Raw genomic sequence first — 20,318 nt, 5'->3', positions numbered from 1 at the left:
TCAGTTATGCCCGTTCCAGCCTATCGGCGGGACCGCAGAGCCCTAGTCCTGAAGCCATTCAGAGTAATACTTGCGGGCTTTGGCCAGCTTGGGATTAATAATCACCTGACAGTAACCCTGGCCGGGGTGCTTGGCGTAGAAGTCCTGATGGAAATCCTCCGCCGGGTAGAACCGGGGGAGGGGAACGATCTCCGTGACAATCGGGTCCTTCCAGTTCTCCCGCGCACGCTCAAGCGCAGCTTCGAATTCCTTGCGCTGATCCTCGTCGCGGTAGAACATCGAGGACCGGTACTGGGTGCCGACGTCGTAGCCCTGCCGGTTGAGCGTGGTGGGGTCATGCTGCGAAAAGAACATGTCCAGGATGACTTCCGGGGGAATGATGTCCTCGTCAAAAGTCACGGCCACTACCTCTGCGTGTCCGGTGATCCCGGCGCTCACGCTGTCATAGTCCGGGTTGTCCACCGCACCTCCCGTGTAGCCGGAAACTACATCGGTTACGCCGCGGACCTTGCGGTAAAGAGCATCGAGGCACCAGAAGCAGCCTCCGCCTAATACATACGTCTTCATGCCCTTAACAAGGCGCCGGGACACGCTTTGATTCCCGATGTCCGGCAACCGGATGCGGTGGTGTTCGTTCCGTCACGGCAGGCGCGGCGGAATTGAGGACGGCAACGGCTGCAGGGTAGAACTAAAGTCATGGAAGCGGATCACCCCCACGAGCGCGCCGGCGCGGACACTGACACTGACTCTGACCTTGACATTGACACTGACCAGGCCACCGACGTCAGCGACACACCCACCCTTGGCGACATACTGCTGGCAGCCGAAGAACTCTGGCCCGAATCGCTGGCCGAGGACTGGGACGCACCCGGCCTTGTTGCAGGCCGCGGCGACCGGGAGGTCAGGCGGATCCTGTTCGCGGTTGATCCGACCCGCGAAGTCATCGACGAGGCCCTCGAATGGGGAGCGGATCTGCTCGTCACCCATCACCCCCTGCTGCTGAAACCCGTCAACTCGGTGGCAGCCACGACGTTCAAGGGCGACGCCGTGCACCGGCTGATCGAGGGCGGCTGCGCCCTGCTGACGGTGCACACCAACGGCGACAGCGCCGTCGGCGGCGTTTCGGACGTGCTCGCAGACGCCTTCGGACTCCGGAACGTCACCCCGCTGGTTCCTGCCGCGGAAGGCCTGCCCGAAGAAGGGATCGGCCGGGTCGGGGACCTGCCCGAGATGCTTTCACTGGCCGACTTTGCCGAGCGTGTTTTCAGCCTCCTGCCCGCCGTCGCCGGCGGTGTCCGCGTGGCGGGCGAACAGCAGGGCCTGGTCCGTCGGGTGGCCGTCTGCGGAGGTGCCGGCGACAGCCTGTTCGACGCCGTCCGGGCCCAGCGTGCCGACGTCTACGTCACCGCGGACCTGCGCCACCACCCGGCGTCGGAACTGCGGGAGCGTGCCCTTGCCGAAAACGGCCGTCCCTACCTCATTGACGTCTCCCACTTCGGCAGCGAATGGCTGTGGCTGACCCCGGCAGCGAACGCCCTCGAAAACGTCCTGACGGACCAGGGCTTCACCGCTGACGTGCGCGTCAGCGGGGTGAACACGGATCCGTGGGACTTCGTACTGACTCCCTAGGCTGAAGTGATCCCCGGCAGTGGCATAGGCTTAGGAGAGCCGGGCCAGGCAGGCCCGGATATACACGGAGGTAACCGGTGGCAAAAGCATCGCCCGCGGAGCAGCTGAGGCTGCTGGATCTGCAGGCCCTGGACAGCAGGATCAAGTCCCTGCGCAACCAGGCCCGCAACGTTAGCAACAATCCCGAGATCGCGTCCCTGGCCGGTGCCGTTGCCGCAGCCGAAAGCGCACGTGTGGCAGCGGGCACGGAAGTGGCCGACATTGAACGTGAGCTCACCCGCGCCGAAGCGGACGTAGCGTCCGTTGTCGCACGGATGGCTCGTGACCAGCAGCATCTGGACAGCGGCAAGGGCGGCTCCAAGGAGCTCACCGCGCTGCAGGCGGAAATCGTTTCGCTCGAACGCCGCCGGTCCGACCTCGAAGATGTCGAGCTCGACGTGATGGAGCGGCTTGAAGCTGCCCGCACCCGCGAGGCCGAAGCCGGTGAAGCGCTGACATCCCTGCACGAGAAGCGCCGGGAACTGGAAGAGAAGCGCGACGCCGAACTCGCCGTCATTGCTGCGGACAGCTCCGACGCCGAAGCCCGCCGTGCAGAGCTTGCCGACAGCTTCGATACCGCCCTGCTTGCCGTCTACGAAAAGACATTGTCAAAGCACGGCATCGGCGCCGCCCGGCTCTTCCACGGCACCTCTGAAGGATCGGGGATGCAGCTTAGCCCCGGCGACCTTGCGGACATCCGCAAGGCTGCGGAAGACGAGATTGTCTTCTGCCCGGATTCGGGCTGCATCCTGGTCCGCTCCGCCGAGTGGGGCAGCTGAGCGGTGACATTGTTTGACCCGGAGCCTGACTCCGGTGAGGAACCCCGCCGCGCCTCCGCCGGCAGCCCCCGCCGCGCCTCCGCCGGCAGCCCCCGCCGCACCCTGATTGTCGAAGCCGACGGGGGTTCGCGGGGCAATCCGGGTATTGCCGGTTACGGCGCGCTGGTCCGTGATCCCGACACCGGCCGCATCCTGGCTGAAAAGGCCGAATACGTGGGCCGGGTGTCCAATAACGTAGCCGAGTATTCAGGCCTTATTGCCGCCCTGGAGCTGGCCCACAGCATCGACCCGGACTGCTGGATCCTGGCCAAGATGGATTCCAAGCTCGTGGTCGAGCAGATGAGCGGCCGCTGGAAGATCAAGCATGCCGATATGCAGAAGCTTGCGGCCAAGGCACGTTCGATCGTCAACCCGCAGCGGGTGAAATACCAGTGGATTCCGCGGGAACTGAACAAGGACGCGGACCGGTTGTCCAACGAGGCAATGGACGCCGGCACGGCCGGCGTCCCATGGAAGCCGCGCGCCGGTGCGGACACCAAGGCAGCGGCTGCCGCGGCGGTACTCGAAGCGGCCTCGTCTCCCGCCCCTGCCGCCGCCCCCACGGGACGGCTGCATCACACGGAGATCTGGGTCAACGACTTCGCTGCGGCGGAAAAGTCCCTGGGCTGGCTGCTGGAACGGGTGGGATACGTCCGGAAAGACGAGTGGGACTCCGGTGCGAGCTGGCAAGGCGCCGAGGGTTACATCGTGCTCGAGGAAGGCCCCGACGTCGAACGCGGCCCCTATTCCCGGAAGCGGGCCGGGCTGAACCACCTCGCGTTCCGTGCCGGTTCGGAGGCCGACGTCGAACTCCTGGCACGGCGTGCGGCCAGCCACGGCTGGACCCTGATGTTCGCAGACCGGCACCCCCACGCCGGGGGAGCGGAGCACTACGCTGCGTACCTGGAAAATGAAGAGGGTTTCGAAGTGGAACTGGTGGCCGGCTAGGGCGCTATCCGGCCAGGATGAGGTTGAGCTGGTACGGCTTCCGCCCTGCGGGGGCCACCAGCTCGGCCTCCCACTTTTCCTGTGCAGCAGCCAGCAGCTCCTGCGGCGTCGCCGGCTCCGTGCCGGTGCGCAGGAGCAGATGGCGGGCCAGCTCGCCGCGGGTGTGCTTGGCGAAGTGGGAAACCACTTTGCGTTTGCCGTCACGGACGGTGAATACGTTAACCGCGGCCGTGCGCTGCGGATCAGGCGTCCAAGCCGCCGCATAAGTGCTGGAACGGCAGTCCACCACCAGCGCATCCGCGGCATACTCGTCCAGAGGGCCCGTCAGGTGCTGCTTCCAGAAGGCGGCAAGGCGCCCGGTCTCCGGAAGCCGCACCGACATCGAGAGCCGGTAGGCCGGGATTGGATCCGCAAAGCCGAGGGCGCCCCACAGGGCGGACATCACCAGCACGGCGTTGTCTGCGCGCCGCTGCACCGCCGGCGGAAGCGACGCGTAGCCCAGCGCGTCGTACAACACACCCGTGTAGACCCGGTGTGCAGGCGCGCAGGGCGCACTGTCCAGGGCCGTATTGCGCCGTACCTCCGGCGCGAGGGTTGCACCCACCCCCAGGACCGCCAGGGCATCCTCGGAGCTGCTGGCTTCGGCCAGGGCCTTGAGTACCAGCGCGCGGGGTTCGGAAAGCAGCGGGAAATGCAGCCGGGACGGGTCCAGGACCGGCCCGGACACTGCAGGGGTTTTTCCTTCGGAGGGCGGGAGCAGAATCAGCACCGGTTAATCCTACGCGAGCCGACCGGTGCAGGCTCCGGACCGGGCAGTGCCTGCGGGACGGTAGAGTTGACAGTGGACGGGTTGGCCAGGCAATCGCGTCGGCGCGGATTCCTTTTGGGGAAACCGCTGCCGCCGAGGAAAGTCCGGGCTCCGCAGGGCAGGGTGGTGGGTAACGCCCACTCGGGGAAACCCGCAGGCCAGTGCCACAGAAAAGAAACCGCCGGCGTAGGCTGCTTTGCAGCCTGAGCAGGTAAGGGTGAAAAGGCGGTGTAAGAGACCACCAGCGTCCCGGGTGACCGGGACGGCTAGGTAAACCCCACCCGGAGCAAGGCCATACAGGACACGTTTGAGGGCTGCCCGCCCGATGTGTCCGGGTAGGCCGCTTGAGGCAGCCGGCAACGGCGGCCCTAGATGGATGATTGCCGCTCCCGGTCCGGCAACGGTCCGGGCGTACAAAACCCGGCTTATCGGCCAGCCCGTCCACATACTCCGCAGAAAAGCTGCGCCGCGCAGCAGCCAAAGATTTACGCACTGTTGGCAAAGCTTTCATGCAATATTCCTTATCCGGCACGTTGACTCGTTTTATTCAACCGGTGCTGGGCTAGTCTGTGGCAATGTCCCACACGGAGGCGGCAAAGAAGCCGCTGGTTCTGCGAAATGCGAATTTCCGACGGCTGTGGATCTCTTCAACCGCCGGAATATTCGGCACTGCCGTAACCAGCGTGGCCCTGCCGGTGATAGCGGTGACGGAACTGGATGCCTCGAACTCCACGGTTGCCGTCCTTTCCGGCATGACCTTCCTCCCCTGGCTCCTGTTCGCGCTGCCTATCGGCGTGCTCGTGGACAGGCACCGGCGCCGTCCCCTGATAGTGGTTTCGCTTGCCGTACGGACACTTCTGCTGGCCAGCCTGCCGGTGGCCTGGTGGCTGGATGTCCTCACGGTTACCCAGTTGTTTGCGGTGTCTTTCGGCGCAGGACTCGCAGCAGTGTTCTTCACCCTTGCCGAGCAGGCACTCGTACCTGCCGCGGTGGACCGCGATGAACTTGTGGAGGGCAACGGGCTCATGACCGGTTCCGGCGCCCTTGGCGACGCCGGCGGCCGGGCAGTGGGCGGCTGGGTCACGGATGCCTGGGGGGCATCCAATGCCCTGTTGCTGCAGGTCGCCGCCTCCCTTGCCTCCCTGACGGCGATTCTCCGGCTCGACGTTGCCGAGGCCCGCCCCGACCGCCCGAAGGACCGAAGGGTTTTCCGGGATATGGGGGAAGGGCTGCGCTACATTTTCAGCACGGTGCCCCTGCGCATGCTGCTCATCACCGGGGCGCTCTGGAACCTGGGCGGCAACATTGTGGTGTCCCTGCTGGTCCTGTTGGTGATCCGTTCCCTTGGCGAGCATCCCGGCATGCTGGGCCTCCTGACGGCAGCTACAGCGGTGGGGGGAACAGTCGGAGGCTTGTCCGCCAAGTGGATCACCGGCCGTCTCGGCTCCGGGCGGGTGTGGCGGTATTCGATGTTCCCGGTAGTGGCCGGATATGCGACTCTGCTGTTCATCACACCGGGGTGGGGAATGACTGCAGGCTTTATCGGCCTTTTCATTGCGGGCTTTTCCATTGCCTTGAACATTGTCGTCTCCACGACCTTCCGCCAGCGGGTCTGCCCGCCGCAGATGCTCGGCCGCCTCGGGTCTGCCCAGCGGATGGTGACCTGGGGCATGCTTGCCGTCGCGGCGTTTGCCGCCGGGCTGCTGGTCGAGGTGATGGATATCCGGGGGGCGATCCTGACCGGGATTCTGGTGGCCGCGCTGGCCCCGTTGGCCGCTGTCTTTGGTCCGCTGCGCCGGGTCCGGGATCTTGAGGACCTGGAACCCCCGAGGACGGAAGGGCCGGCAGGCACACGCACCGAAACCGGCCTGCACACCTCCTGAATGTGACTGATCTCTCAGCTGTGGGTCCGGTGGGGTGGATGTGTCCTAATACACTGGTAGGGATTACCGCCCAACCGGCACAACGCAGTGCCGGCTGAGAAAAGGATGTGAAGTTCTGTGAGCTCCAATTCGGATACGTGTCTTGACGCCTGGATGGATCGGGAGGCCCTCGCCGAGGCCATGATTCCGCTGATCGGGCGGCTCTACCGGGAAAACAGCGTGGTGACCTCGGTCTACGGGCGTCCACTCGTCAACAGGTCGGTTATCGACATTCTGAAGGCGCACCGGTTCGCCCGCCAGATCGACGAAACCGAACTGCCGGTCGCAGAGACCTACCCGTTGCTCCTGGCCCTGACCGAGCTGGAACTGGGCGCCGCGTCCGTGGACCTGGCCAGGCTGAGCAACAAGTACAAGGAGCAGGGCGGGGACCTCACCGACTTCCTGCGCACCGAGCTGGCCGACGTCGCCGGCAAGAGCGGAGCCGACGAGCGGACGAGCACCGACGTCGTCCTCTACGGTTTTGGCCGCATCGGACGGCTCCTGGCCCGGATCCTCGTAGAGAAGGCGGGCGGCGGGCAGGGCCTGCGGCTGCGCGCGATCGTGGTGCGGAAGGGCTCCGAAAACGATCTCGTGAAGCGCGCCAGCCTGCTGCGCCGCGATTCCGTCCACGGGGCGTTCAACGGCACCATCACGGTGGACGAGGAAAAAAACACCATCCTCGCCAACGGAACCCTGATCCAGGTCATTTACTCCAACGATCCGGCGACCGTGGATTACACGGCGTACGGCATCAACGACGCAGTGGTGGTGGACAACACCGGCCGCTGGCGCGATGAGAAAGGCCTGTCCCAGCACCTGGCCGCGAAGGGTGTGTCCCGGGTGCTGCTGACCGCACCCGGCAAGGGGAGCCTGAAGAACATCGTGCACGGGATCAACCACGGTTCCATCACGGACGAGGACCGGATCATTACGGCTGCCTCCTGCACCACCAACGCCATCACCCCGGTGCTCAAGGTCCTCAACGACAAGTACGGCATTGTGAACGGGCACGTGGAAACGGTGCATTCCTTCACCAATGACCAGAACCTGATCGATAACTTCCACAACGGCGACCGGCGCGGGCGTTCCGCGGCCCTGAACATGGTCATCACGGAGACCGGTGCCGCGAAGGCGGTTGCCAAGGCACTGCCGGAACTGGAAGGCAAGCTCAGCGGCAACGCGATCCGCGTTCCCACCCCGGATGTGTCGATGGCCATCCTCAACCTGAACCTGGAGACCGCCACCACCAGGGACGAAGTAAACACCTTCCTGCGCGAAACCTCGTTGAACTCGCCGCTGCACAAGCAGATCGACTACATCGCCTCACCCGAGGTGGTCTCGAGCGACTTCGTGGGTTCCAAGCGCGCCGGCATCGTGGACGGCCTCGCGACCATTTCCAACGGTAAGAACCTCGTGCTGTACGTCTGGTACGACAACGAATTCGGGTACAGCTGCCAGGTGGTCCGGGTCCTGGAGGAGATGGCGCACGTCAACCCGCCGGCTTTCCCCAAGGCGCAGTCGCTGGCTGCCATCGCCGGCTAACAACCGGCAGCGCGCAGCGAGTTAATGCACGAAGGGCCCGCAGGAGATTTCCTGCGGGCCCTTCGTGCGTTACGGGCGGTGTCGGTACAGATGGACTCAGTGGCCGAACGGGTCCGGGTCCACGCCCGGCATCCAGGTATGGCCGGGCACGGTCCAGCCCTGCGCCTTCAGCACCTTCCGGGCCTTCCGGCTCCACCGGTCGGTAAGCCGGTCCACGTAGAGCTTGCCGTCGAGGTGGTCATACTCGTGCTGCAGGACGCGGGCAAACCAGTCGGTCGCCTCGAACTGCACGGGCGCGCCGAACTCGTCGAAGCCGCTGATCTTCACCCATTCGGCCCGGTTCACCGGGAAGTTCTCGCCGGGAACGGAGAGGCAGCCTTCGGAGGTTTCGTCCGGATCGGGGGCGGAACCCGGGATCTTGGACGTGATCAGGACCGGGTTGATGACGACGCCGCGGTTCGGGGCGTCGTCGTCGTTCTCATAGTCGAAGGTGAACAGGCGCAGGCCGACGCCGATCTGCGGGGCTGCGAGGCCGACACCGTTGGCGACGTCCATGGTTTCGAACATGTCGGCAACCAGGGTGCGCAGTTCGTCATTGAACTCTTCCACCTCGGCCGCCCTGCGGTGCAGTACGGGTTCTCCGTGGATGACGATGGGACGAACGGTCATTACTGTCTTTCTCTCGTGGTGTTGGTGCCGGGAAACCGGACTCAGCGGACGATGCCTCGGCCGATGACTTCCCGCATGATTTCGCTGGTGCCGCCGAAGATGGTCAGCAGGCGGGCCGCCAGGAAGGCCTGGGCCACCGGGTATTCCAGGATGTAGCCGTAGCCGCCGTGCAGCTGCAGGCAGCGGTCCGTGATGGACTTGGCGCGTTCGCTGGCCCAGAGTTTGGCCTTGGCGGCCGAGACGGCGTCGAGCTTTCCTTCGTTGAACGCAAGGATGGCCGAATCGACGTAGGCTTCCGTGACTTCAACCTCGGTGAGGATGTCCGCCAGTGCAAAACGGCTGTTCTGGAAGTCGGCGATCCGCTCCCCGAAGGCGTTGCGGTTTTTGGTGTATTCCACGGTGGCCTCGTAGATCTGGCGGGCGACGGCGGAGGAGGCGACGGCGATGGCCAACCGGCCCTGGGGAAGCTGCCCCTCGGCGTACTCCAGCCCGCGGCCGACTTCGCCCACGAGGTTGGCGGCCGGGACGTGAACGTCGTCGAAGAACAGTTCAGCGGTGTCGGAGGCCTTCACACCCATCTTGTCGAGCTGGCGGCCGGTGCTGTAGCCCTCGGTTTTCTCCACCATGAACATGCTGAAGGAGTCGCGTTGTCCGCGTCCGGAGCTGCCGTCTGTCCGGGCGAGGACCAGGGACGCATCGCCGCTGATGCCGTTGCCGATGAAGGTCTTCTGGCCGCTGAGGCGCCAGTCGCCGTCGTCGGTGCGGACCGCCTTGGTGCGGATGCCGCGCAGGTCGCTGCCCGCGCCGGGTTCGGTCCAGGCAACCGAGGTGACTTTGTCTCCGGACACCATGCCGGGCAGCCAGTATTCCTTGAGCTCGTCGGACCCGTAGGCCAGCAGGTGGGGGAGGACCATGTCGTCATGCAGATGGAAGGCGAGGCCGACGGCGAGGTGGTTGGAGCGGGCAAATTCCTCGTCCATCACGGCGCGGAAGCGGTAATCCGGCATGCCGGCGCCGCCGAATTCCTCGGGGACGGCCAGGCCGAGCAAGCCCTGTTCGCCGGCGGCTTTCCAGAGCCGGCGGGGCATCATGTGCGCGGCGTCCCATTCCGGGTATCCGGCGGCGACTTCGCGGGAATCGAATTCCCGGACGACTTCCCGGAACAGCTCATGGTCCTCTTCGAACAGTCTGCGCTCCAAGGCGGCGCCTCCTCATTGATAAGCCACGCATAGGCGTAGTGGTTGTTGCCGGGCCGTGCCCCCCAGCGGCAGAGATTGCCGCTGCGGGTAACAGTCAAACACACATAGGAAAGGCCGCCCCGGAATCATCCGAGGCGGCCTTTCGAAGCTGTAACCGCCAGCCTCATTGGGGTGAGTAACGGGGGTTGAACCCGCGACCTCCTGGACCACAACCAGGCGCTCTGCCAACTGAGCTATACCCACCATGTGCCTCAAACGTTCATCCGCGAAGTCCAGGCGAGTGGTCTTGCGGACTCATTTATCTGAGGCAGCGGAATCAAGCTTACACGGTTTTTGGAGTGCTTTTGACACGTCCGGCGCCGGACGGCTCTTTTGTGATGGAGCTAACTCAAAATCCCAGCGGCAATCTTCTTTGCAGTGGCGGAATCCGGCCCCGGCGCGGGGACGAAAACAGCCTCGCGGTAGTAGCGCAGCTCATTGATGGAATCGCGGATATCACCGAGGGCGCGGTGGCCGCCGTTCTTCGCCGGCGCCTGGAAGTAGGCCCTCGGGTACCAGCGGCGGGCCAGCTCCTTGATGGTGGATACATCGATGATCCGGTAGTGCAGGTAATCGATGACTTCGGGCATGTCGCGGGCCAGGAACATCTTGTCCGTCCCTACGGAGTTGCCGGCGAGCTGCGCTTTCTTGGGCTCGGGCACCCACTTGGTGATGTATTCGACGACGGCGGCCTCGGCTTCGGCCATCGTGATTCCGTTGGGCAGCTCGTCCAGGAGCTTGGAGGTGGTGTGCATCTGGCGCACAAAATCACCCATCTGCGCCAGCGAGGCGTCGTCGGGCTTGATGACCACGTCCACACCGTCGCCAAGTATGTTCAGCTCGGAGTCCGTCACGAGGACGGCTACTTCGATCAGGGCGTCGTTCTTGATGTCCAGACCGGTCATTTCGCAGTCGATCCAGACCATACGTTCATTTGTTATTGGCACTTCTCCAATGTACCGCTTTCGACCACCTGGTCCCTGGAAAGGGTTCGGGGGCTAAAGGCTGGAGTGGCTGCGCTGGCGCCGGTCCGGAAGGTCGTTGTCAGCGGTGGCGTAGCTTGCCGGCACGCCGGACAGGTAGGGCTGCAGGGGGATCTGGCCGGTGTCGGGCGGTCCGAAGGTGCGGGTCCAGCGGCTCGGTTCGGCGGGCATGTCGTGAAACACCGGGGCGGCGGCAGCACGGCGTCCGTGCGGCGCGTTTCGGGGCCGGTCTACGGAACGGGCACGGGCATGCTGACTGGCCGGTGCGGGTGCGGGTGCGGGGGATGGGGGAGACGCAACTGCAACCGTGGGCGGGGCGGGCGCGGGAACCATTGCCGGAGCCGCCGGAGCACGCACCGCCGGAGCCGGCAGGTCCTGAGCGGCAACGGCGGTGGCCGCCGCCGTCGTCGTACGCGGCCGAGCGAAGAACCAGCTGAGTCCGAACGCGAGGAACAGCAGCGCCGATGCCGCCGTCACGGTGCCCCAAGGCACCTCGACCCACAGCATGGCGACGACGGCAACGGCAGTGAGGAAGACACCCCACGCCAGCAGTTCCGGGCTGCGTCCCTGTGGCAGTACGGGCCGCGCTGTAGCAACCCGGATCCCTACGGGTTTGTTTATCTTTGTTGCCCGGTGGCGCCCCACAGCCAATACCGCCTTGCCTCGTTTGTCACAACAGAAACACCAGTGTATGTGACGGTGGTCCGGCTCACAGGATTGACGGCGGCCGCGTCGGCTACGACCCGGGCAAGCGCAGGCCCCGGTGCTAATATCAGCCTGTTACGTTACCCGGGCATCCTTGTGCCCGCATTCGAATGAGGTAGCGGACCCTGACTGCCCACAGGCCCGCAGGACAAAGTGTCACCCAGAGATTGGAACCACGTAGATGACCGCCCAGGTCCCCGCGACCGAGCCTTCGTCTCCGGGCACGGAGATAGCGAAAGCCGACCGCCCCAACATCGCGATCCTGCAGGGGTTCATCGGTTCCCTTTTGATCCTCTTCGGATCATTCGGCGTGGGCTGGCTGTCGCTCGCATCCGCCAATCTCCGGAGCAATCCGCTGATTATCTGGATGCGCTTCGATCAGCCCATCGGCGCCGTAGCCGCTGTGCTGATGCTGGCAACGGGCGGGATGCTCCTGGTGCGGTCCTGGCTGCGGCTCGGCCAGCGGATGAAGGGAAGCTGGGGTCCGGAATCGCGGCCGGTGGTACTGCGCGCCGTGATCGCATGGTCGGCACCCATGTGCCTAGCCCTGCCGCTGTTCAGCCGCGACGTCTTCGCCTACATCGCCCAGGGACTGGTCATGGTCAGCGGGTTGAACCCGTACAAGGACGGCTACTCCCAGATCTCCAACTACCTGCAGCTCGGAGCGGATGATCTCTGGGCCCAAAGCCCCACCCCTTACGGGCCGGTCTTCCTCTGGATCGAGGAACTGGTGGTCCGGATTACCGGCGGCCAGCCTGAGTTCTCGATCCTGCTGTTCCGGCTGATAGCCCTGCTCGGCGTCGCGCTCTGCGTCTACTACGTCCCTAAGCTGGCCGAGCTGCACGGCATCAACCCGAACCGTGCCCTCTGGTTGACCGCAGCCAACCCGCTGTTCCTGGTTAACTTCATCGCCGCAGTCCACAACGATGCCCTGATGATCGGTCTGGCGCTGGCCGGGCTGTACCTGGCCGCGACCAACCGGGCCCTCGTCGGCATCCTGCTGGTGACCCTGTCCATCGGCATCAAGCCGATCACCATCATTTTCCTTCCGTTCATCGGCCTGCTGTGGGCCGGAAAGAACGCGTCATGGCGGCGGAAGTTTGCCTACTGGTTCATGACTGCGGGTATTTCCCTGGGCCTGCTGTGGATCATGGGCCTGATCAACGGCTTCGGCTTCGGCTGGGTGGGCGCCCTGAGCACGCCCGGAAGTGTCTGGATCTGGTACGCACCGGTAGGGTTCGCGGGCATGCTGGTGGCAACGCTGGGCAACGCCCTGGGGCTGCCGGGCTGGACCCTGGCCGACATTGTCCACACGATCGGACGCGTGGCGTCCGTGGGGATTGTGCTGTGGCAGATGTTCGTGGGGCAGCACAGCCGCATGATCAGGCGGCTGGCGCTGGCCTTCGCCGCCATCGTGATGCTGGCACCGATGATCCAGTCCTGGTACGTCGTGTGGCTCATTCCGCTGTTCGCCGTGACAGGCCTGCGGGACGACTGGCAGGCGAAGACGCTGTACCTGTTCGTTTCGTTCTTCATGGTCTACGCCATCAGCGACCAGCTTGATATCTGGCCCTACTTTGAGTTCAGCCTCAGCGCGGCCCGCCAGATCGCCGCCGTGATCGCGCTGGGCTTCGCCCTTTACCTGATCTTCCTGGACCCCAAGACCAAGGTCCTGTTCCGCAAAAAGCTTACGGTGCCTGCTCCGGGCGAGCTGCGGACGCACTGAGGCTTTCGCTGCCGGCCCGGGTAAGGCGGATGACCCGGGCCACCGACCAGCCGAAGAGCACCAGCAGCAGGATGTTGCGGGCGGTCAGGAGCAGGGCCACGGCAATGTTCAGGTCGTTGTACAGGGCAGAGTAGAACATCGGATAAACCAGGGTGGTCAGCGCGGCAATCGCCGGCATAAGGAGCCCGGGTATCTTCCAGGCCTTGCCTTCCCAGGCCAGTCCGACGGCGATCACGGCGCCCAGCCACAGCATGAACTGCGGCGAGCCCACCTTGTTGAACACAATGAACGCGCTCACCAGTGCCAGCGAGCCCGAGATCAGCAGGGCACGGGAATCGGCTCCGCGGCGCAGCGCCCAGATCAGCAGTCCGACGACGGCGAGGGCGGCCAGCGCCAGCAGCGGCGTCATCAGCGCGGCCACGGGCTCGCCGAGGGCTCCGCGGACTTCGCGGGTGTTGATGACCTTGTCCTCGAAAATGTACGCGTCGGAGGAGCCGAGGATCGCCTGCCAGAGTCCCGGCGTGGTGAACGGGGCTTCCATCTGCATGCCGCGGGCGCCCTGTTCACCGACGAAGCTCAGCAGGTGGGGAAGGCCGCCGGACAATGCCACGGCGACGGCAATGACCGCCGATACGGCGGCACCGGTAGCCAGCAGGGTGAGGCGTTTCTTCCACGCTACGAGCACCGCGAGGATGACGGCGGCGGGCCAGACCTTGACCCAGGTAGCCAGCGACAGCAGGGCCGACGCCAGCACGGGACGGGTGGCAAGGAAGAGCAGGCCCATAATCACCAGGGGCGCGGTGAGCCCGTCCACGCGTCCCACGGCAACCGGACCGAGCAGTGCCGTGACGGCCAGCCACCAGTAGGCCGACGCGATGCCCTGGGTCCCGGCGCGCCGGGCGAGGACCGCGACGCCGGCCGCATTCAGGGCGGTAAAGAGCAGGAACCAAGTGAACTGGTAAGCGCCGTAGCCAAAGACCGCTGCCAGGACCATCGGTAAGAGCGCCGCAATGGGATAGACCCAGCCGCCGTCGATCCCGACCCAGTAGCCGTTCTGGATTCCGGAGAACGCCCACAGCCGGTAGAAGCCCACATCGCTGAGGACATCGCCGCCGAGGATACGGGTCGCAAGGGCGGCAAGGAAGCCCAGATGGACTACGGCAAATACCGTCCAGAGGGTGGCGGGGCGGAGTAACCGTGGATGCTGGAATGCCGATTTCCGGGTCATGCGAGGGTGGTGCTCCTTAGTTAAATCCGTTGCCGTGCCGCGTCCGTGCACAGCGATAAGGCTACCCAAGCGCGGCACCCGGCATGCAATCCGCCGTCGGACACGGGATACTGGAGTAATGACCGACCTAACTGAAGAAGTGATTGTGGCGGATTTCGACGTTTCGGAGTGGGAACCCACCCCGTACCAGGTGGAAGGAACCAACAGCGAACTTTCCACGGTTCGGGCGGTGAAGATCTACGAGGGTGACATCACCGGGACTTCCGTCGCGGACCTGATTATGGCCGGCAACTCCGCGGGGGCCGGCTATGTGGGTTCCGAGGTCTTCGCCGGGACCATAGCGGGCCGCTCCGGAACCATGGTTATCCAGCACTGGGGGTTGGCCGAGGGAACTGCGACGGCGAGCTCCGGGCACATCATTCCCGGCTCCGGCACCGACGATCTCGCCGGCATATCCGGCAAGGCCATCTACACGCAGGAAGAGGACGGCCAGCACCGGCTCGAGCTGCGGGTAACCTTCCCCGCTCCCCAGGCCTAGGTCCGGACGGACTAGGCGCCCAGTGCGGCGAACACCGCCGCCGCGAGTGAAGCAGCAATGACGAGGGCGAATCCCGCCAGCCACAGGACGGCAGGAACCCCGGTACGCCGGGAGAGGATGTAGGCGTCGGAGCTTTCCAGGTTCCGGCGCCGGCGTGTGTGGACGCTGAGCACATTGAACCAGTCCCGGACAGCGCCCGCCATGAGCGCGATACCCGTACACATGGCCACATACCCCGCCACCGGCGGGGCAGCGAACCAGACCAGCAGCACCGAGACTGACGCGCAGCCGAAAGCAATTACGATGCCCTGGCCGTTTCGGATGAACAGCAGCGCAGCGAGCAGCACGAGGGCGCTGACCGACAGTGCCGCACCGGACCAGCCGCCCAGCGCCGCCAGCACCAGGACGGCACCCACGACGGCCGGAACGGGATAGCCCCAGAAACCGGCCCACGCCGCGGGGAAGCCTCCCCGACCCAGGGACCGCATGTCTCCCGAGTGGTCAAAGCGCAGGCGGATGCCCTTTACTACCTGCCCGGTCATCAGCGCCGCGAAGGCATGGCCGAGTTCATGGACAAACGTCACGAATAGTCCGAACCACCGCCACGTTGCCCGGGGGACGCTCAGCAGTGCGGCAGCGGCGGCAATCATCAGCAGCACCCCGGGCTCGGGTTCCACGGCCGGAACGCGGTCGAAGCCCGCCAGGGCCCGGGACCACCACTCGGCGGCGACGCCAAGAGGCTCATCCACGGGCGGCCGGCTTAGAAAGTGCGGACTTAGAGGTCGAGGACTCCGCGGAGGATGGAATCCCCGGAATGGGTGGGATTACCGTCAAAGGGTTCGTCCGAGATATCAACAATTGGGTACTCATCGAGGTCAAGGTTAGCCGGGATCGTAAACCGGCCCTCCGTGCCCTCCATCGTCCCGAGACTGACCATGCGCTGCACGTCGGGGGCAATCAGCCAGACTTCGCGGAAGCCCTGGGCATCGGATCCGCTCGCCGTGACTACCAGCTCCCGTCCGCCGTCGGAACGCTGGTCCACCTCCGCCCGGCCCCTTTCCGAATAGGCAGGCAAGGGGGCCAGCTCCACCGCGGCAATAACTTCGCTGCGGTCCGTCAGGATCCGGGATATGCTCCAGATGCCTGCGGCTGCCAGCACCACGGCCGCAGCGGCTGCACCGAGCACCTGCGGAAGCCGCCGTCGTTCGCGGCGCTTCCGGACGGCGTCCAGCGGAACCGGCGTCGCCCCTGAAGGGGACGACTGCACGGGGGGCGGAGACGGCGCCGTCCCGGTCTCCGCGTTTTTGTCGGACAGTGAGGATGCCTGCACAGCCTCATCGGACGGAGCCGCGCCAAAGGGATCGGCGCGCACGGCCTCCCCGAGCCCCAGCCGGTCGTGGATGGACTCCCAGACCGACGACGGCGGCCGGGGGAGCCCCTCGGGAACTGGCGGGGTCCTTCCTGCGGTCACGACGCGCTGCAGCGCGCTGACCTCTGCTGCGCACTCGGTGCAGTTGTCGAGGTGTGCCGTGTCCTCTGGTCCGGCCTCGCCCAGGGCGCACAGGGCCAGCGCTTCAGGTGGCAGATGCTGCATCGCTGACCTCCAATCGCTGCCGGAGTTGGACAAGGCTTCTTCGAATATGGCTCTTTACGGTACCCAACGGGAGTTTCAGTGTTTCCGATATCTGCTGATGTGTCAGGTCTTCATGGAAGGCCAGGCGGAGGATGGAACCCTGGGGTTCCCCGAGCCTGGCCAGCTCGGCATCAAGCACCACCCGGTCTGCCACGCCGTCGGGATCAGGACCGGCGGGCGGAACCGGATTCCTGCCGGACTCCGGAGTCTCCATCAGTGTTTCCGAAGAACGGCCCCGGGCAGTGGCCATGCCGGCAGCCACGTTCCGCCCGATTCCTACCAGCCAGGCGGCGAGGGTGGAACGGTCAGGCGCATAGCTGTCCCGGTATTTCCAGGCCCGGATGAACACTTCCTGCACGGCGTCGTCGGCTGCGCCCTGATCGAGCAGTTTGCGTAGCGCCAGCGCGCGGATCAGGGGCGAGAACCTGCGGTACGCCTCTGCCAGCGCCGCTTCGTCCCCTGCCGCAAAGGCATGGTCCATCGCGGCGTCGCGATCTGAGGCGCCCGTGGGCATCAGTGCCGTTCTCCTGCCGTGCGGGGCTGCGTCCGGTGTCCGGCAGCTCTGGGGTAGCCACTATGGTACGGGTACGGCGGTGAGCACAACGTTGTCTTCATAGTCACCTACCGAGTCCAGCCATCTACCGCCGCACGTTACCAGTTCCAGCCGCGGCGCACCGTCACGGTCGAAGAGATTAAATTCGTCGAGTGAGGCCTTGGGAATGTTCTGTACCTTTTCGGAGGTGTACTTCACGACGGTTCCGTCGCTGCGGGTCACGGTCACGGGGGTGCCGGCAGGGACATCGTCCAACTCCGCGATGGGAAGTTCCTCGGTGCGTGAGTCCACGTGGGCGGCCAGCACCGCTGCTCCGCGGGAGGATCCGGGTGCCGGTCCGTAGCGGTACCAGCCGGCCTGGTAATGGTTGTCCGGCAGCGTCATGGCGCCGTTCGCTTCCTGCCCCACCGGGATCACCTCCAGCTCGATGCCGGTTCCCTCCACGCTCACCCGCACGGGCTCGGGAACGGCTTCCGCCGGGGTAGGTACGGCCGGCCGCACGGGTATGTCAGTGGCGGGGACGGTTGGTGCCCCTGTCGACGCCGGGGCGGGTGCCGCCGTCGACGTCGGTGCGGGTGCCGCCGTCGACGTCGGTGCGGGTGCGGCGGAAACCGATTGGGCCGGGGAAACGGCCTCGGGGGCACCGCTGCACGCGGCGGAACCGGCAAGGATCGCGGCGGAGAGGCAAGCCGCTGCAGCGAATCGCTGCAGGGGGACAACGGGCATGGGATGGACCTCCGGAAAAGGTGGCCCCGGTGCTGCGGCGCGGAAAGGGGGTGCGCAGCAGCACCGGGGGGTCGGGCGGGTGCTGCCTTAGCTGTCGCTGACCGTGGAACGGCGGCGCAGCAGGACGGCACCCAAGGCGAGCAGCGCGACGCCGCCGGCAGCGGCAGCCGCGGTCAGGGCCTGGTCATCCCCGGACTGGGTAACCTGCTCGAGTGCGCCCGGAACCGCGTGCGGGGCGGAGTGCAGCCCCTCGATGGTCTGGGTGGCGAGGGCCAGGTTCCCTGCTTCGAGCGAACCCCACGCATAGACAATCGTGTTCGTACCTTCGGCCAGGGCCAGATCCGCCGGACCGATCACCGGAGTGGTGGTGCCGGCTGCAGCAACCGAAGCGGAGACCGTTCCGGCATCCACGGTCAGCGCTTTCTCATTGGGATTGGTCAGGCCCTCGATCACCGGCGTGCCGCCGGCCAGGACGTCCACGGCAGGCGCGGCGGCCACGTGGCGGACGGTCAGGCGTGACTTGCCTGCCTCGACGGCGGACGTGTCATTGGTGAACAGGTTTGCCGTCGGTTTGCCCGAGGCATCCAGGTTGGCGGTGGCCGTGTAGTTGCCTCCAGCTGCCAGGTCTGCCGAGACCGGGCCAATGATCGGGGCGGAGGCATCGGCGGCGTCGGCGGCCGTGATGGCCAGCTGGTAGTTGCCGCCCGGCAGCTCCAGCGGCCCGGCAAGATCGCCGGGCATGAAGTCATCCAGGGTAAGCGTGCCGTTGACGTAGACATCAACGGGAGTGTCCGGGACGCCGTGCAGCACCGACAGTTTTGCCGTGTCGGAATCAGCAGCGGATGCCGGTACAGCCGAGAAGGCTGCGGCGGCACCCAGTCCGAGGGTCGCGAGAGCGGTAGCGGTCTTGCGCATGGTCTGAGCTCCTTGATCTGCCGCACCTTTCGGGTACGGGTTCCGTGACTTACACCCCTACTACCTCCGTGGGGGCCCTCATGGATGCAGAACCGGAGATATTTTCCGCAAAAGAGTTTCGGCGGGACGAGCCGGGCCGGTGGCGAGCCCGGGACGGTGGCGAGCCCTGGACGGTGGCGGCGGGTATTGCCCGGGGCGAGACGAGCCCGGCCGAGCCGAGCCCGGGACGAGGCAGGGACGGTGGCGGCGGGTATTGCCCGGGAACGGACGGCCCGCGGCGCCGGGGTGCCGGAACGGGTCCGGGCGGGAGCCTGCCGCGTCCGTAGTATCATCGTGTGGTTGCCCCCGTAGCTCAATGGATAGAGCAACGGCCTTCTAATCCGTAGGTTGCGCGTTCGAGTCGCGCCGGGGGCACTCAGCAGGCGCAGCACCCCCGGCAGGGGCGTAGGCTTCCCGGGATATGCCCGCTCTCCAAAGGAGCCGCAGTGCCCGCCGGTTACCTCATCACAGTTTTATTGCTTGGAGTGAGTACCTGCTGCGCGCTCTGGCCGCCCGGCGCCGCCAGTCCGCGTAACCGGCCCTCCATCCGGTCCCGTTGGTCCGTCGCGGCCTACCTCATCGGCATGACCGTCAACGAGGCTCCGCTGTTTCCGCTGCTGCTTGGCGTGGCTGCAACTGCCTTCGCCATTGGAGAAGGGGACGTTTCCGCGCCGCTGGGAACGGCGGCCGTGGGAGGCATGGCAATTGTTGCCGCCGGGCTCGTGTGGGTGGCAGTGCGCGCGGTCCGGAACCGTGGCGTTGCGGCCGCGGCCCTGGATGCCTGCCTCGGTGGCGGCTGGCGCGCCGCCCTGGGAAGGGAGGCTCCCGCCGTGGCCGGACGCGGCGCCGTCGTTGCCGGGCTTTTCCTGCCCTTCCGGCGCCGCCGCCGGGATGTGCAGCGGATCAGCGGACTTCGGTACGGAGAGTTGGGCCGGGAAAACACCCTTGACCTGTATCTGCCGCGGCGGAGACCGGCCCAGGGCCCCGTGTTTGTGCACTTTCACGGCGGACGGTTCGTCTCCGGGGCCAAGAACCGGGAATCGTTGTATCTGCTGCACCGGCTGGCGTCCCACGGGTGGACCTGCGTTAGCGCCAATTACCGTTTGGCTCCGGCTGCGCGGTTTCCGGACTACGTGGTGGATGCCAAGCGGGTCCTCTTCTGGGTCAAGACGCACGGCGCCGCCTATGGTGCAGGTACGGGACCCGTGGTCGTGGCGGGAAACTCGGCCGGTGCCTTCCTGGCCGCGTTCACCGCGCTGACGCCCGGCCGGGCGGAGCTGCAGCCCGGCTTCGAGGATGCCGATACCACGGTGGCAGCGGCCGTCTGTCTTTACGGCTATTACGGCAGGGTGCAGGGCACCAACCCGGACAGCACACCGGCAGCCTATGCCAACCCCTCAGCCCCGCCCTTCCTGCTCCTTCACGGTGACAGGGACAGCGTTGTGTCCGTTGACCACGGACGGGACTTTGCGCGGACCCTTGCCGGGATCTCCCGGCAGCCGGTGGTCTGGTGCAGACTGCCCGGTGCCCAGCATTCCTTTGACTACTTTGCGTCTGTACGGGCCCGCTTCGCGGCCGAGGCCATCGAAGGCTTCGCTGACTGGGCCCAGGCAAGGAACGTGCAGGACAAAGGGTCGAGGAACTGACAGCTCTTCCTCC

At 65.9% G+C, this 20,318-nt stretch carries 20 protein-coding genes, 2 tRNA genes and 1 other RNA gene; 10 read left to right on the top strand and 13 right to left on the bottom strand.

The features are described from left to right. Positions 1 to 42: 42 nt before the first annotated feature. Complete coding sequence (gene msrA / locus N2K98_RS10825) at positions 43 to 567, bottom strand: peptide-methionine (S)-S-oxide reductase MsrA (RefSeq protein WP_255797421.1); 525 nt, start codon at positions 565 to 567, stop codon at positions 43 to 45. 129 nt (positions 568 to 696) lie between these two features. On the opposite strand from msrA, the gene N2K98_RS10820 reads away from it, so the two are divergent. The 3 genes from N2K98_RS10820 (at position 697) to N2K98_RS10810 (ending at position 3,434) form a co-directional block, all read left to right on the top strand. Then, positions 697 to 1,629, top strand: coding sequence for a Nif3-like dinuclear metal center hexameric protein (locus tag N2K98_RS10820; protein WP_255865814.1), 933 nt, complete (start codon positions 697 to 699; stop codon positions 1,627 to 1,629). A 77-nt stretch (positions 1,630 to 1,706) separates the two neighbouring features. Then, complete coding sequence (locus tag N2K98_RS10815; RefSeq protein WP_255865813.1) at positions 1,707 to 2,447, top strand: zinc ribbon domain-containing protein; 741 nt, start codon at positions 1,707 to 1,709, stop codon at positions 2,445 to 2,447. Positions 2,448 to 2,450: 3 nt separating this feature from the next. Then, positions 2,451 to 3,434, top strand: a complete 984-nt coding sequence (locus tag N2K98_RS10810) for a reverse transcriptase-like protein (protein WP_308219828.1) — start codon at positions 2,451 to 2,453, stop codon at positions 3,432 to 3,434. A gap of 4 nt (positions 3,435 to 3,438) precedes the next feature. Here the strand turns inward: N2K98_RS10810 and N2K98_RS10805 are convergent, their stop codons facing one another. Next, on the bottom strand, positions 3,439 to 4,203 hold the full coding sequence (locus tag N2K98_RS10805) for a YaaA family protein (protein ID WP_255865812.1): 765 nt from the start codon (positions 4,201 to 4,203) through the stop codon (positions 3,439 to 3,441). 77 nt (positions 4,204 to 4,280) lie between these two features. Between N2K98_RS10805 and rnpB the strand changes: the two genes are divergently transcribed. From rnpB to N2K98_RS10790, 3 genes are all read left to right on the top strand, one after another. Then, positions 4,281 to 4,686: RNase P RNA component class A (gene rnpB, locus N2K98_RS10800), an RNA gene on the top strand. Positions 4,687 to 4,817: 131 nt separating this feature from the next. Continuing rightward, positions 4,818 to 6,125 carry an MFS transporter gene (locus N2K98_RS10795; protein ID WP_255865811.1) on the top strand — a complete coding sequence of 436 codons (1,308 nt, stop codon included), beginning with the start codon at positions 4,818 to 4,820 and terminating at the stop codon, positions 6,123 to 6,125. Positions 6,126 to 6,242: 117 nt separating this feature from the next. Beyond that, entirely contained in the window at positions 6,243 to 7,706 is a 1,464-nt protein-coding gene (locus N2K98_RS10790) for a glyceraldehyde-3-phosphate dehydrogenase (RefSeq protein ID WP_255865810.1), read from the top strand. Positions 7,707 to 7,802: 96 nt separating this feature from the next. Here N2K98_RS10790 and N2K98_RS10785 read toward each other — a convergent pair whose 3' ends face one another. The 5 genes from N2K98_RS10785 to N2K98_RS10765 form a co-directional block, all read right to left on the bottom strand. Beyond that, positions 7,803 to 8,375: a peptide deformylase gene (locus N2K98_RS10785; protein WP_255865809.1), complete on the bottom strand. Its 573-nt coding sequence runs from the start codon at positions 8,373 to 8,375 to the stop codon at positions 7,803 to 7,805. 41 nt (positions 8,376 to 8,416) lie between these two features. Further along, positions 8,417 to 9,574: an acyl-CoA dehydrogenase family protein gene (locus tag N2K98_RS10780; protein ID WP_255865808.1), complete on the bottom strand. Its 1,158-nt coding sequence runs from the start codon at positions 9,572 to 9,574 to the stop codon at positions 8,417 to 8,419. A gap of 167 nt (positions 9,575 to 9,741) precedes the next feature. Beyond that, positions 9,742 to 9,817, bottom strand: a tRNA-His gene (locus N2K98_RS10775). Positions 9,818 to 9,957: 140 nt separating this feature from the next. After that, positions 9,958 to 10,518 (bottom strand): oligoribonuclease, encoded by a 561-nt coding sequence (orn, locus tag N2K98_RS10770; protein WP_255865871.1) that lies wholly within the window; start codon positions 10,516 to 10,518, stop codon positions 9,958 to 9,960. Positions 10,519 to 10,611: 93 nt separating this feature from the next. Beyond that, complete coding sequence (locus N2K98_RS10765; RefSeq protein ID WP_255865807.1) at positions 10,612 to 11,241, bottom strand: hypothetical protein; 630 nt, start codon at positions 11,239 to 11,241, stop codon at positions 10,612 to 10,614. 241 nt (positions 11,242 to 11,482) lie between these two features. Between N2K98_RS10765 and mptB the strand changes: the two genes are divergently transcribed. Then, the gene (gene mptB, locus N2K98_RS10760; RefSeq protein WP_255865806.1) at positions 11,483 to 13,027 is read left to right on the top strand and encodes a polyprenol phosphomannose-dependent alpha 1,6 mannosyltransferase MptB; all 1,545 of its coding nucleotides are present in this window, start codon (positions 11,483 to 11,485) and stop codon (positions 13,025 to 13,027) included. Here the strand turns inward: mptB and N2K98_RS10755 are convergent. After that, positions 12,990 to 14,255, bottom strand: a complete 1,266-nt coding sequence (locus tag N2K98_RS10755) for a glycosyltransferase family 87 protein (protein ID WP_255865805.1) — start codon at positions 14,253 to 14,255, stop codon at positions 12,990 to 12,992. The two genes, mptB and N2K98_RS10755, sit on opposite strands and share 38 nt — an antisense overlap. A gap of 118 nt (positions 14,256 to 14,373) precedes the next feature. On the opposite strand from N2K98_RS10755, the gene N2K98_RS10750 reads away from it, so the two are divergent. Continuing rightward, the gene (locus N2K98_RS10750; protein WP_229951641.1) at positions 14,374 to 14,793 is read left to right on the top strand and encodes a DUF3224 domain-containing protein; all 420 of its coding nucleotides are present in this window, start codon (positions 14,374 to 14,376) and stop codon (positions 14,791 to 14,793) included. A gap of 11 nt (positions 14,794 to 14,804) precedes the next feature. Here the strand turns inward: N2K98_RS10750 and N2K98_RS10745 are convergent, their stop codons facing one another. The 5 genes from N2K98_RS10745 to N2K98_RS10725 all read right to left on the bottom strand — a co-directional run bounded on the left by N2K98_RS10745 (position 14,805) and on the right by N2K98_RS10725 (position 18,620). Then, entirely contained in the window at positions 14,805 to 15,542 is a 738-nt protein-coding gene (locus tag N2K98_RS10745) for a M50 family metallopeptidase (RefSeq protein WP_255865804.1), read from the bottom strand. Positions 15,543 to 15,568: 26 nt separating this feature from the next. Further along, positions 15,569 to 16,387 (bottom strand): anti-sigma factor, encoded by an 819-nt coding sequence (locus N2K98_RS10740; protein WP_255865803.1) that lies wholly within the window; start codon positions 16,385 to 16,387, stop codon positions 15,569 to 15,571. After that, the gene (locus N2K98_RS10735; protein ID WP_255797434.1) at positions 16,368 to 16,940 is read right to left on the bottom strand and encodes an RNA polymerase sigma factor; all 573 of its coding nucleotides are present in this window, start codon (positions 16,938 to 16,940) and stop codon (positions 16,368 to 16,370) included. The genes N2K98_RS10740 and N2K98_RS10735 overlap by 20 nt, the downstream gene beginning before the upstream one ends. Positions 16,941 to 17,000: 60 nt before the next feature. After that, a complete protein-coding gene (locus N2K98_RS10730; protein WP_255865802.1) occupies positions 17,001 to 17,705 on the bottom strand; it encodes a class F sortase in 705 nt (234 codons plus the stop codon). An 87-nt stretch (positions 17,706 to 17,792) separates the two neighbouring features. Further along, entirely contained in the window at positions 17,793 to 18,620 is an 828-nt protein-coding gene (locus N2K98_RS10725; RefSeq protein ID WP_255865801.1) for a DUF4397 domain-containing protein, read from the bottom strand. A gap of 341 nt (positions 18,621 to 18,961) precedes the next feature. Between N2K98_RS10725 and N2K98_RS10720 the strand changes: the two genes are divergently transcribed. After that, positions 18,962 to 19,034 (top strand) — tRNA-Arg (locus N2K98_RS10720). A gap of 110 nt (positions 19,035 to 19,144) precedes the next feature. Beyond that, a complete protein-coding gene (locus N2K98_RS10715) occupies positions 19,145 to 20,305 on the top strand; it encodes an alpha/beta hydrolase (protein WP_255865800.1) in 1,161 nt (386 codons plus the stop codon). Positions 20,306 to 20,318 lie beyond the last annotated feature (13 nt).

This window comes from Arthrobacter jinronghuae (assembly GCF_025244825.1).
In the GTDB taxonomy this organism is placed as follows: Bacteria; Actinomycetota; Actinomycetes; order Actinomycetales; family Micrococcaceae; genus Arthrobacter_B; species Arthrobacter_B jinronghuae.
The sequence above is the reverse complement of the archived record's forward strand: the minus strand, read 5'-3'. Positions and strand labels throughout refer to the sequence as shown.

Excerpts from the sequence above, each read along its gene's own strand:
- msrA (WP_255797421.1), bottom strand. The coding sequence starts at position 567 with ATGAAGACGTATGTATTAGGCGGAGGCTGCTTCTGGTGCCTCGATGCT.
- N2K98_RS10820 (WP_255865814.1), top strand. The coding sequence starts at position 697 with ATGGAAGCGGATCACCCCCACGAGCGCGCCGGCGCGGACACTGACACT.
- N2K98_RS10795 (WP_255865811.1), top strand. The coding sequence starts at position 4,818 with ATGTCCCACACGGAGGCGGCAAAGAAGCCGCTGGTTCTGCGAAATGCG.
- N2K98_RS10785 (WP_255865809.1), bottom strand. The coding sequence starts at position 8,375 with ATGACCGTTCGTCCCATCGTCATCCACGGAGAACCCGTACTGCACCGC.
- orn (WP_255865871.1), bottom strand. The coding sequence starts at position 10,518 with ATGACCGGTCTGGACATCAAGAACGACGCCCTGATCGAAGTAGCCGTC.
- mptB (WP_255865806.1), top strand. The coding sequence starts at position 11,483 with ATGACCGCCCAGGTCCCCGCGACCGAGCCTTCGTCTCCGGGCACGGAG.
- N2K98_RS10755 (WP_255865805.1), bottom strand. The coding sequence starts at position 14,255 with ATGACCCGGAAATCGGCATTCCAGCATCCACGGTTACTCCGCCCCGCC.
- N2K98_RS10750 (WP_229951641.1), top strand. The coding sequence starts at position 14,374 with ATGACCGACCTAACTGAAGAAGTGATTGTGGCGGATTTCGACGTTTCG.
- N2K98_RS10740 (WP_255865803.1), bottom strand. The coding sequence starts at position 16,387 with ATGCAGCATCTGCCACCTGAAGCGCTGGCCCTGTGCGCCCTGGGCGAG.
- N2K98_RS10735 (WP_255797434.1), bottom strand. The coding sequence starts at position 16,940 with ATGCCCACGGGCGCCTCAGATCGCGACGCCGCGATGGACCATGCCTTT.
- N2K98_RS10730 (WP_255865802.1), bottom strand. The coding sequence starts at position 17,705 with ATGCCCGTTGTCCCCCTGCAGCGATTCGCTGCAGCGGCTTGCCTCTCC.
- N2K98_RS10725 (WP_255865801.1), bottom strand. The coding sequence starts at position 18,620 with ATGCGCAAGACCGCTACCGCTCTCGCGACCCTCGGACTGGGTGCCGCC.